This window comes from Chryseobacterium sp. 27AL (genome assembly GCF_057815395.1).
The window spans coordinates 1-12,386 of sequence record NZ_JBYRIW010000001.1 but is presented as its reverse complement, the minus strand read 5'-3'; the positions used below and the strand labels follow the sequence as shown (position 1 = coordinate 12,386).

Genomic DNA, 12,386 nt, shown 5'->3' with positions numbered 1-12,386 from the left:
CATATTGTTCTTTTATATTCAACTTTTGATGACATACTTTTTAATATTAGATTTGTTATAGTCAATTTTTTAATAAGAATTTTTGAAATTTCATATTCAAAGCATCAAAATCCTTTGTAAATTTTCTAATAATTTCATCCTTTTCTTCAGGACTTTTTTGTTCCCAAAATAGGTTTGCAATTTCCTGAAGAGTTTTGTGAAGATTTGTAATTTCAATATCTGCGAGAAATGGAAATAAATGATAATTCGAAGTCATGAAATATCTATATTGCCAATTTATATTACTAATTGTTTTAATTGCATCTTCACGGTCAGAATCAGTCACACATGACCAAACTTTTTGAAGTTCAAAATTGATTCTTTTATATTCTGATTCTCTAAACTCACGAAGCAGCTTCTCTTTTTCAAATTTCAAATTGTCTCTGTTTCTATTTTTTTCAATATTCGATATTTTTAATGCAATATAAATAGTTACAATTACACTAAGTAAAGAGAATATACAATTTAATAAACCACCAAAATAATCTCCGAAAGCTCCCCATTTTCCTATATCATCGGAAAGCTCACTGTCATAAAAATTGTAAAGAAAAAATGATATTGGAAACATCATTATTAATGTAGTTATAAGAGTCCACGTTAAAAGTTCTTTTTTGGTCATTTGAAATAAATTTTTTCGTGAAATTAGAAATTTATATTAAATAATTTCTTCTAAAATTATTTAAATATCTTAATAAAAGCAACTTATTTCAGCCCTAAATGAAAAAGCTAAAGTTCTTATGTTCTCGATACAAAATTATCTTCCATAATTTTTACTCGAACGGACAGAGGCCGTAAATGGGATAAGATGATTTAATTTTTAACAAAACATTATATTTTCTGCTGTGGTATTGTAACTTTCTTATCAATAGTTTTGTCTAACTATTAAAAAAGACTAATGACAAAATTTTTATCGCCGCTGTTTTTATTCTTTACAGCACTGGTTTTCGGACAGACTCAGTTGAAGGTTTTCAATAAAGCCGACAAGCAACCGATCTATAATGCAGCCGTATATTGTGATGATGCCCTGTTGGGAAAAACGGATCTCAATGGAGCGTTGTCATTTAAAACGAAATGTAAAAAAGTTGAAATCCTGGCCAGCAATTTTGAAGATGTGACGGCCGATGTAAAGAAAAATATGGAGGTCGCCATGCAACCTTTGTCTGAAAAGAGAGGAAATATTGACCGTGTAGTGATCAATGACAAAAGTGATCCGAGAGCACTGAAAATTCTTGATGAACTTAATAAAAGGGCCAAAGAAAATTCTCCTAAATCCTTAGATTCCTATAATTTCAAGTCGTATTCTAAATTTTCCATCGACCTCGACAAGGATTCCATCGATATTTATAAAAACTTTTTAACCGTAAGAAAAGATTCTCTTTCAAAGGTCGATCATAAAGATTTTAAGCAAAAAGAAAGTGATAAAAAGGATTCCCTTATCGCAGAAGATTTTGTGGAAGCTTCATCGGAAGGCCAGATGTTCCTTTGGGAAAAAGCCTCTGAATACAAATATTCTAAAAAGTTTGGTGAAAAAACCAACATTATTGATAACCGAATGTCAGGTTTTAAAAATCCAATCTATGAAGCGCTGGCGATTAACATTTCTAATCTTGACAGAACTCCGAGACAGCTGAGACCGGAAAACAGAAAACTGTTTAATTATTACCTTACCGACACCATCCAGCTTGACGGAAGAAAAACATACGTCATCAAATTTAAAGAGATCACCGACAAAAAGAAGCAGAACCCACGGAAATTCAACGGGAAAATCTATGTAGACGCCGACAGCTATGCCCTGAAAAAATTTGAAAGCACCAGCAAAAAAAGGAATGAAGGTAATATTGTTTCGGTCTGGAAGCCTATTAACAACAAATGGTTCCTGGATTATGAAGATATTAAACTCAAAATGGGAAATACGAGCTTCGACACTTCGAAGAAAGACAGCCTAAAAGCAGGTGAAAAAACAAAATACAATCAGAAGAAATTTGGAAATTACCTGTACGTCAAAAACAGATTCTTTGATTTTGAAATTGATCAGCCACAAAAAGCTTCTGACTTCAAAGGCTATTCCCTTGAAATGAAAAACTCCGACGGAAGTCTGCTGCAGCAATACAGGACTGATAGTTTGACCACCAGGGAAAGTAATACTTATACCAAGATCGACAGCTTTGTCCAGAAGCATGATTTTGAAAAAAAACTCAATACGCTGACGCAGCTTTTAAGAGGAAATCTTCGCTATAAAATGATCGATTTTGACCTTACCAAATTCATCAGCTATGATAAATACCAGGGATTCCGTCTTGGAGCAGGGATAAAGCTCAATGAAAAGTTCAGTAAAACGTTTTCTCCTGACGGATATTTCGGATACGGATTTAAAGATCACCGCTGGAAATACGGGCTTGGACTGGATGTAAAGCTGTCCGACAAAAGGACTTCCATCTTCCGTGTTGAATATGTGGATGATGTGTTTGCCGCCGGAAGATTCAGCAACCATATGTGGGATATGATGATGAAAATATCGGATATGAACCTTGACCTTCATAATTCGACATTCTACAGAAATCAGCGGTACGGAGCTTCTTTCCTGTATGATATTTCCAACTCATTAAGCATGAAAATTGCCGTGAACAAAGAGAAACAGAATGCTCTTTTTGATTACCAGTATAAAAATATGGGAAACAGTTTTGACAATACAAACGCTATTCTATCTTTAAAATTTGCCCCAAATGACAAGAATATCATGACGCCTTCGGGAAAATATACGTATGAAAAAGGCTATCCACAGGTATTTTTAAATTATGAAAAAGGCTTTAAAACCTTAGGCGGAGATTTGGATTACAACAGACTTGACGCATTGATGATTCATCAGTTCAGATCAAAACTGGGATATACCAACATCAAACTTTTCGGTGGAATTTCTTCGGGAACGGCTCCTATCTGGAAAAACTTTGAAATCGCCGGACAGAATGACGCGAATATCGATCACTGGTATTCCAACATCAGTACCCCCTCTAATTTCGGATTTGCCACGATGCCTTCGGGAACTTTCTTTGCAGATAAATTTGCCGGGTTTAAAATTTCACAAAGTCTGCCTTTGCGATTTAAAACATTGGGGAAAAGATATTCAGATATCGAATTGGAATATCAGTCGGCCATCGGTGATTTTAAAAATGCAGGAGATCACCAGTTTCAATTCCGCCCACTGGATCACTATTACCAGGAAGCCGGACTAATGTGGAACAGATTTTTAGGAACCCGATTAGGTGTAGGCTTTTCCTACAGACTGGGCTATTATCAGACTTCAGAGTTCAAAGAAAATATGGGGATCAAGATCAAGTTTAATCTTTTAAACTAAATTGCGTAACATTAAGAATTTAATATTAAGTCTGTTTAACTTTTGCGGTTAATTCTGAAATTAGTTTAAACAAGTTTATTTAAAAAAATGAAATACCAGATCCCGGAAATCCCGGGATTTTTTTGTGATTGATAACTCTTATGAAATAGGCAGTGAATATCAATGGATAAAAACTTTTACAGGAGAATAAATATTATTAATTTTGACCTGTTTTCTATGAAAGGGGTTGTATTGATTATATGTTTCTGTATGGGTATTTTTGGTTTCTCACAATCAAAAGTCACTTCTATTGAAGCTGTAGTCATTGAAGACAAAAGCGATCCCCGAGCGCTGGAAATTCTGAAAAAGGTCAATCAGCAGTTCAGAGAAAATTCTCCGAAAACACTAGATTCCTATTCTTATAAATCATACGAAAAAATCTCCCTGGATATTGATGAAGACAGCATTTCGCAATACCGGCAGTTCTTCGAAAATGCCGATTTATTCAGAAAAAAGAGAGAGAAAGATTCTCTGAACAATGTATCTGCCAGAAAGATATTTTCAAAAAGTAAATTATTCTTATGGGAAAGGGCTCAGGAATTTTTATACTCGAAAAAATACGGTGAAAAAATCAACATTCTCGATAACAGAATTTCCGGACTAAAGCAGCCGATCTATGAACTGATCGCTCTTCAGCAAAGTAACCGCGACCAGCTTCCTGCTCAGTTGAAACAGGAGAACAGAGGCTTGTACAGATTCTTTTTGACCGACACTATTGACCTAGACGGAAGGAAAAATTTTGTCATCCGGTTCAGGGAAGTCAACTACAAAAATCCGGATAAAAAGAGAAAATATAACGGTGCGATTTATATTGACACTGATACGTACGGTATCAAGAAGATCGAAAATTTCAGCAAAAATAAAAACGACGGCATTATTACCAGCACATGGATTTATTTCAATAATAAATGGTTCCTCGCCCATGAAACCGTAAAGCTCAAGATGAGTAATATGGTGATGGAAGAAGATAATAAAGAAGATCCTGACGAAAAACATGGGAAAAATAAAAAGCAGAGTTTCGGAACTTATGCCTTTCTGACTTCACGGTATTTTGACTATCAGTCGCCTGCAGAAAATGAGAAAAATAAATTTAAAGGATATACTTTTTCCGTAAAAAATATTGACGGAAGAACATTGGATCAATACAGAACAGATCCTTTAACAGACAGGGAAAGGAACACCTATAAAACCATCGACAGTCTTGGAAAAATATACAATATTGACCGGAAAGCAAGAGTATTGGGAGGATTGTTATTAAACGGACAGATAAAAGTAGGCGTTGTGGATTTTGCCGTGGATGAAATTGTTAATTATAATTTATATGAAGGCTTCAGGGTTGGTTTGAAAGCTAAACTGAATGAAAGCTTCAATCCGTATTTTTCTCCTGATTACACTTTTGCCTATGGTTTTAAAGATGACAAATGGAAATACAGGATCGGACTCGACATTAAAACGACCTTGGAAAAAGATTCCTATTTCAGGATTGATTATTATGATGATGTGACCGCTTCCGGTGAATTTTACAGAAGACTCTGGAATTTTAAGATGAGAATGGCCAACTATGGGAATAATTTAAACAACGACCGTTATTACCGTTACAGAGGTGGCTCCATTTCGTATTTAAATGACGTAACTAACGGATTGACGTTGGTATTTGCAGCCAGAAAAAACCTTGAAGAAGCGATGTTTGATTATTCTTTCCGTGGAAGAGGTTCTTCTTTTGGCAATTTCAATACCTTATTTACGTTAAAATACTCTCCAAATTCCACCAACATCATGACGCCTCAGGGAAAATCCCTGATCGATCAGAAATATCCTGAATTGTATTTTAATTACGAACAAAGCTATAAACTGATTGGCGGAGATTTCAATTATACGAGATTTGATGCGCTCATTGTCCATAATTTTAAAACCATGCTGGGAACTACCGGCTTCCGTCTTTATGGAGGAATGGTCTTTGGAGACGCCCCAATCTGGAAAAACTTTACCATGAACGGACTGGCCTCCCCGAGAAGGGATTTTAATTTTAACCTGACTTCATTTCTCGGATTTGCCACACTGGAAGGCGGGAAATATTACAATGACCGGTTTGTGGCATATTATTTTACGCATAAACTGCCGTTGTATTTTAAAAGTTTTGGGCAAAATATCTCAAGTTTTGATTTTGTGTTGAGGGGAACTATCGGAAATATGGCGCATCCGGAATATCATCAGTTTAAGTTTAGACCGCTGGATCATCTTTATCAGGAAGTCGGCCTGGAATGGAACAATTTCCTTTCCACTTATTTTAATCTTGGGCTGTTTTACAGAGTGGGCTATTATACCACCCGGAATTTTAAGCAGAACTTTGCCGTTCAGTTTAAATTAAAACTTTTGGAATTTTAAGAGCCTGTTTAAATTTTACTAAATAAATTTTTTATAGTTTTCCTTAATTTTCTGAATTAAATAAACTTAGTTTATACTTAATTCAACATTAAGAAATCTTTAGATTCGACGTAGTCAATTTCAGTGAGTTAAACTTTATTTTAATTAAGGAATCAATACATTGATTATTAAGTTTAAAGCTAAAAGACCTTAATTCCTTAATGTTAAAATATAAATTATAATTTTAAACAGAATTAATATTTTAATCAAAAACAATACAAACTATATGCAAAAAATCGAAATAAAAGCAGAGCAATTTTTCGAATTATTAAAATTAAAAGACACTTCGATGTGGGAAATTTTCGCCCAGATGATTGATGGAAATGAAAAGGAAATTATTTTCCTGGATAACGAAGACAAAATACTTTTCAACTATATTCTTCCGAATAACCAGGAAAAGCTGGAAGAAGACCGTAAAGAATTTTCGAAGCAGTTTGCGGACAAGCTTGCGAATCTTAATTGAGGGTGTGAGTTTTAGAGTTTGAGGGTTTTAGTGTGATAGAATTTAGCTTATACGAAAAGAGTCAGAGAGTTTTGGTATCTATAATAATTTTTTTTAAAAATAATAGATTAACGCTTCTACACTAAAACACTCCCACTCTCAAACCCTCTTACTCATAAACAGATCAACTGTTTTCTTTGCCTCTGCCACATCATGAACGCGTAGAATTTTTGCGCCCTGCTGTAGGACTTTCAGATGCAACTTCTGGGTTTCTTCATTGATGTCGAGAGCAGATTTTCCTAATGGTTTATAAATAAAAGATTTCCTTGAAATTCCGATCAATAAAGGAAATTTACCAAATCCAAAATATTTTATTTCATCTATCATCTTCATCTGATCTTCCACCGTTTTTCCAAAACCGAAACCAGGATCAAGAATAATATCTTTAACGCCTTTACCTAATAATTCGTTGGTTTTTTCAGAAAAATATTGGTTAACCGAAAGAACAATATCAGCGAATTTTATTTTATCGTGCATGGTTTCGTACGAAGGATTTACATGCATCAGAATATAAGGAAGCTTTGTTTCAGCAGCGGTATCAAACATTTTATCATCATAATGTCCTCCGGAAATATCGTTAATGATATCAATTCCTTCATTAAAGCCAAATCTTACCGTTTCAGCGTAGAACGTATCCAGGGAAATTAGTGCTTCAGGAAACTCTTTTTTAATTAAAGAGATCATGTTTCCGATTCTTTTTATTTCCTCTCCGGCACTCAGAAATTCAGCATGCGGACGGGTCGATTGCGGACCGATATCTATAATTTCCGCTCCTTCCGTCAGCATTTTATGGGTTTGTTCTAATGCTGATTTCTCAGTATTGAATTTTCCACCGTCAGAAAATGAATCCGGTGTAAGGTTGAGAATTCCCATAATCTTCGGCACCGACAGATCCACCAGTCTTCCGTTGCAGTTGATTGAGTTAAAAGTTTGGAGGTTTAAAGTGTCCGAAAGTGAAGAAACCTGCAAGCCGGATAAATGATGATGAAACATGACGATATAAGCTGAAATTTATGGTACAAAAATAAAACAAAAAGATCCTTCTTGCTTAAAAATTCTATAATTCAAAACATCGACTCCTAAACTCATACACTCACCTATCCTTTATACTCTCAAACTCTCCAGTTCCAAAACCCTGCAACACACAAAAATTCGTATATTTGAAAGATTAAGAGAATTTATGTCAGAAACATCAGTACAGTTTGAGAAAATTATCAGTCAATGCCGTGAACTTTTCAGCAAAAAACTACAGGATTACGGACCGGCATGGAGGGTTTTGAGACCTAGCTCTATTACCGATCAGATTTATATTAAAATCAACAGAATCCGTACCCTGCAGATGACCGATAAGAAAATGGTGGATGAAAGTGAGGAGGATGAATTTGTCGCCATTATCAATTATTCGATTATTGGTCTTATTCAGCTTGAAAAGGGCTTTTCAAATGATTTTAATGAAAATAATGAAGAGATCCTCAAACTTTATGATCAATATGCTACCGCAGCCAGACAATTGATGGAACGAAAAAACCATGATTACGGCGAAGCCTGGAGAGACATGAGAATTTCGTCGATCACCGATCTGATTTATCAAAAAGTGTTGAGAACAAAACAAATAGAAGACAATCAGGGAGTAACCGTTGTCTCTGAAGGTCTCGATGCCAATTATTTTGATATGCTGAATTATTCCGTTTTCTGTCTCATCAAATTCTCTGAACAGGAAAACAAAGTTGAATCCAAAAACTAATTATATGATCAAAGGTTTATTACGTTTTATTGTTGCGGTTATTTTTATCCTTTCGGGATTTGTAAAAGCAGTGGATCTGGTCGGTTTTTCCTTTAAAATGGAAGAATACTTCTCTCCTGCGGTATTCAATATGCCTTTTTTTGAAAAATTTGCCCTGTTGTTTTCGGTAATTGTTGTGATTCTGGAACTTTTGCTCGGATTTATGCTTTTGCTAAAACTCAAGCTTAAATTTACTTTGTCTGCTCTGATCGCACTTTGTGTTTTCTTTGGATTTCTGACTTTCTATTCTGCGTATTTTAACGTAGTGACGGATTGCGGTTGCTTTGGGGATGCGATTAAGTTTACTCCGTGGCAAAGCTTTATTAAAGATATTATACTTCTGTTTGCTTTAATTGTTCTCTTCATTCTTTACAGAAAAGATTTTAAGAAAAAAAACGAATACAGCTACGGTGAAAAAAAAGAATCCAACAATGTAAGATATATTCTTTTGGCTGTATTTTCTGTCGTAATGATCGGTATTGGAACTTACGGAATTTTGTATGAGCCGGTTATTGACTTCCGTGATTATAAAATCGGAACCGACTTAAAAGCTGAAAAAGAAAAGATCAATAAAAATCCATCCGAATATAAAACGTTCTATTCCCTTAAAAATCAGAAGACAGGAGAAATACTGAAAGTAAATCAGGATGATTATATTAAAGAAACAAAATATTGGGCTGAAGGATCACCATGGAAAATTGAAGAGGGAAAAAATGAATCGGTTTTGGTAAAAGAAGGCTATAAATCTGAAATTGTAAAATTTAAAATTGAAGATCCTACCGGAATGGATATGACTGAAGAAGTGATCAATGCGCCAAAAGCCATCCTTGTATTCTCTTATCATCCGAAAGAAGTTTCCCCTGAATTGCTGAAACAGGTGGAATCCAAAGTAAAATCACAAAAAGCCAATGTTGTGTATGGCGTTTCCACGGATCCGAATACTTTTAAAACTATTAAAAACATGATGATGGATGGCACTGCCATAAAAACCATCGCAAGAAGCAATCCATTTGTTCTTGTTTTGCAAAACGGCAAAATCATAGATAAACAGCCGGCAAAAGAATACATTAAATAATTCTTCAGCTAAAATTTAACACTAAACTTTAATTATATATTTACTCATGCAGAAATCAAATAAACCGATCGCGGGATACCATTTATTAATGATATTATCGTCGATAGACGGAGAATTTGCCCCGGAAGAAGGAATGCTGGTTCAGCAATATCTGGCAGATGAATTTCCTTTCAAAATGGATCTTGATAATGAGCTTGAAACCATCGCTCTGCTGAAGCCCGAAGAATGGAAAGGACACTTTGAGTTTCATGCTAACTGCTTTTATGATGATTCTACGGAAGAAGAGCGTCAGAACTTTATCCAATTTGCCAAAACTTTAATCAAAGCTGACAATAAGGTAACCGATGAAGAGCATTCTTACTATACCCTTTTGAAAAAAATCTGGAATATTAATTAATTGAAAATCAGAATTAGCTTTATCTGATTCTAACCTCAACTTCTAAAAATAAATAAGAAACTATGAGAAGAAAAATAGTTGCAGGAAACTGGAAAATGAACAAAAACGTAATTGACGCACAACAGCTGATGGTTCAGTTACTAAGCTATAAAAATAACAATACAACCAACTGTGAAGTGTGGATCGCACCGCCGTCTTTGTATTTAATGATGGCTAAAGACATCTTTGAAAAAGACGAAATCGGGGTCTTTGCGCAGGATATGAGCGAACATGAAAGCGGTGCATATACAGGCGAAATTTCGGCTGATATGCTGGAGTCTATCGATGCTGCAGGTTCTCTGATCGGGCATTCTGAAAGAAGACAATACCACGGTGAAACAGATTCTCACTGCAATAAAAAAGTAAAACTGGCTTTAGATAAAGGCTTAATTCCTGTTTACTGTAATGGTGAAACATTGGAGCAGAGAAAGGCAGGACAGCATTTTGAAGTGGTAAAAAACCAGACTGAAGTTGCCCTTTTCACACTTTCTGCAGAAGAAATCAAGAAAGTTGTAATCGCTTACGAGCCGGTTTGGGCTATCGGAACGGGTGAAACGGCAACTCCTGAGCAGGCACAGGAAATCCACGCCCACATCAGAAGCATTATTGCGGCAAAGTACGGACAGGAGGTTGCAAATGAAGTTTCTATTCTTTACGGAGGCTCTGTGAAACCTGATAATGCGAAAGAAATTTTCTCACAGCCGGATATCGACGGAGGATTGATTGGCGGAGCAGCTTTGAAACTGGAAGACTTTTCTAAAATTATTGAGGCTTTTAATTAAAATAAGTGAAAAAGCTCGTTCTTTTATTTTTCGGAATTCTTCTATTTGATATTGTATATATTTTTGTGTATGATCAGTTTTTAATCGGCATACAACCGGAATTCCTACAATATCCTTTTGTCTTCATAAAGTATTTTGTGAGCTCTCCGGCAGTTTTCTTTAACAGACTTTTGCCTTTTTATGCACCGATTCCAATGTATCTGTCGTTGCTTATATTTACAGGAAATGTTTTGCTACAAACACTTTTGATATATACTATTTTCTTTAGGAAGAAAAAGATAATAATAGAAGAATAAAAATTATCGGCGGCATCTTTGATGCCGCCGATAATTTTCGAGATATACTTTACTCAATTGAGTTTACAAAGTCTGTTCCTCATGTTTTCCTTCCTTAATTTCCTCCACCATTTTAGCGTTGAATGCAGGAAGATCTTTCGGCGTGCGGCTTGTAACAAGTCCGTTATCTACAACTACTTCGCTGTCTTCCCACTGGGCTCCAGCATTTTTAAGATCTTTACTGATGGAATTAACCGAAGTCATATTTCTACCTTCTACGACCTCAGCATTGATCAGGATCTGCGGACCATGACAAATGGCTGCCACAGGCTTCTGCTGCTCAAAGAAATCTCTAACGAAAGACAAAGCACTTTCATTTGTTCTCAGTTGATCAGGATTGATCACACCTCCCGGCAAAACCAGAGCATCATAATCAGAAGCATTGGCTTCGTCTAATGTTTTATCAACCGGATATTCCTGTCCCCAGTCCTTTTCTGCCCACGCCTTTATGGATCCTGATTCCGGACTGATGATATGTGCCGTCCAGCCCTGCTGTTCCAAATGTTCTTTTGGAGATTTCAATTCGCTTTCTTCAAAACCATGTGTTGCTAAAATTGCGATTTTCTTTGACATAATTTTATGATTTAAGTGTTATGCCCTATTAAGTGTAAAAATGATGCCGTTGTGGATTCTTCAAGTAATAAAAATTGTTAAAATATACCGCTCTAAGCTGAAGGCACTAACGAAGCTAAGGTGATGCCACTTAGGTAGCTAAGTGGGTAACGCTTAGGAGGCTAAGTGCTATCCCCTTAAAGTAACAGTAAATTTTAACAGAGTAATAGGCATTAGAATATAAATAGCGTCGGGCTTTAGCCCAATGTCATTAAGTTAAGGTCTTAAAGATTTTTTTTATAGTTTTTAGTCACCTTTGGTTTCGCTCTGACTCTATATTTTAAAATATTTCTTTTAAAGGATCTTTTGGGCCTGATGGGAATCATATGAGAAGCAAAAAGAACTTTAAGCTCTGCCACCATATCCTCTTTTTTCACATTGCTAAAGAGCAGATTCAAAATTCTGCTTTTCATCAAGCTGTAAGAAAGAGAAGTGTTGACTTTATACCGGTACTTCTTTTTTGTATCAGCCTCAGTAAGCTCCTGTTCTAGTTCTCTGACAATAAGGGTCTGTATATTGCTCACAAGCAGAGTAGAATAAAAATCCTGTAGGATGCTGTTGTTTGAGTAACCGGAGAATTCCTCCAAGTGAAGTTTGTTTTTGATTTCGTCAAAATAGGTTTCTACGCCCCAGCGTTCAAAATACAGGGCTTTGAAAATCTCTGAAGGATAGCAGGTCTCATCTAAAAGAGAGGTTGCAAGAACTTCGATGGTGCCATTATCCAATACGACACGCAGTAATCTTACCTTAAGAGTATAGTCTTTGCTATAATCTTTTCCTGACAGATCTACGGTAGGAGAAGGTTTAAGGTCTGTTATCATACAGGATTTTCCGCTTTTGACAAAATCTTTTATGGTTTGGTTTAAACCTACCCTTACGTGCATAAGGTAGTTAAGATTTCTTTTGTGATGCTGATGAAAGAAATCGAATGAAGCAAAACCACGGTCATACAACAGCAGATCATTATGGCAACAATGATCCAACAGCTCAAGAGCCTGTAAACGTTC

The 12,386-nt window shown here is 35.6% G+C and carries 11 protein-coding genes; 7 read left to right on the top strand and 4 right to left on the bottom strand.

The annotated features are described in order from the left end of the window. Positions 1-61 precede the first annotated feature (61 nt). Positions 62-658 carry a hypothetical protein gene (locus AC3WV0_RS00055; protein WP_488842843.1) on the bottom strand — a complete coding sequence of 199 codons (597 nt, stop codon included), beginning with the start codon at positions 656-658 and terminating at the stop codon, positions 62-64. A 276-nt stretch (positions 659-934) separates the two neighbouring features. Here AC3WV0_RS00055 and AC3WV0_RS00050 point away from each other — a divergent pair, with 276 nt between their 5' ends. The 3 genes from AC3WV0_RS00050 (at position 935) to AC3WV0_RS00040 (ending at position 6,317) form a co-directional block, all read left to right on the top strand. Next, entirely contained in the window at positions 935-3,391 is a 2,457-nt protein-coding gene (locus AC3WV0_RS00050) for a DUF5686 family protein (RefSeq protein ID WP_488842841.1), read from the top strand. Positions 3,392-3,553: 162 nt separating this feature from the next. Continuing rightward, positions 3,554-5,815: a hypothetical protein gene (locus AC3WV0_RS00045; RefSeq protein ID WP_488842839.1), complete on the top strand. Its 2,262-nt coding sequence runs from the start codon at positions 3,554-3,556 to the stop codon at positions 5,813-5,815. Positions 5,816-6,080: 265 nt separating this feature from the next. Beyond that, on the top strand, positions 6,081-6,317 hold the full coding sequence (locus AC3WV0_RS00040; RefSeq protein ID WP_488842837.1) for a hypothetical protein: 237 nt from the start codon (positions 6,081-6,083) through the stop codon (positions 6,315-6,317). Positions 6,318-6,455: 138 nt separating this feature from the next. Here the strand turns inward: AC3WV0_RS00040 and folP are convergent, their stop codons facing one another. Then, positions 6,456-7,229: a dihydropteroate synthase gene (gene folP, locus AC3WV0_RS00035; protein WP_488844680.1), complete on the bottom strand. Its 774-nt coding sequence runs from the start codon at positions 7,227-7,229 to the stop codon at positions 6,456-6,458. Positions 7,230-7,536: 307 nt separating this feature from the next. Here folP and AC3WV0_RS00030 point away from each other — a divergent pair, with 307 nt between their 5' ends. The 4 genes from AC3WV0_RS00030 to tpiA all read left to right on the top strand — a co-directional run bounded on the left by AC3WV0_RS00030 (position 7,537) and on the right by tpiA (position 10,432). Beyond that, positions 7,537-8,100, top strand: coding sequence for a DUF1599 domain-containing protein (locus tag AC3WV0_RS00030; protein WP_488842835.1), 564 nt, complete (start codon positions 7,537-7,539; stop codon positions 8,098-8,100). A gap of 4 nt (positions 8,101-8,104) precedes the next feature. Continuing rightward, complete coding sequence (locus tag AC3WV0_RS00025) at positions 8,105-9,214, top strand: BT_3928 family protein (protein ID WP_488842833.1); 1,110 nt, start codon at positions 8,105-8,107, stop codon at positions 9,212-9,214. Between the two features lie 46 nt (positions 9,215-9,260). Continuing rightward, positions 9,261-9,611 carry a tellurite resistance TerB family protein gene (locus AC3WV0_RS00020; RefSeq protein ID WP_312902438.1) on the top strand — a complete coding sequence of 117 codons (351 nt, stop codon included), beginning with the start codon at positions 9,261-9,263 and terminating at the stop codon, positions 9,609-9,611. A gap of 62 nt (positions 9,612-9,673) precedes the next feature. Next, a complete protein-coding gene (gene tpiA, locus AC3WV0_RS00015; RefSeq protein WP_488842831.1) occupies positions 9,674-10,432 on the top strand; it encodes a triose-phosphate isomerase in 759 nt (252 codons plus the stop codon). Between the two features lie 359 nt (positions 10,433-10,791). Here the strand turns inward: tpiA and AC3WV0_RS00010 are convergent, their stop codons facing one another. Beyond that, positions 10,792-11,340: a type 1 glutamine amidotransferase domain-containing protein gene (locus AC3WV0_RS00010; RefSeq protein WP_488842829.1), complete on the bottom strand. Its 549-nt coding sequence runs from the start codon at positions 11,338-11,340 to the stop codon at positions 10,792-10,794. Between the two features lie 263 nt (positions 11,341-11,603). Beyond that, positions 11,604-12,386: transposase (locus AC3WV0_RS00005; protein ID WP_488842827.1), on the bottom strand; the 783-nt coding region annotated here is incomplete at its 5' end.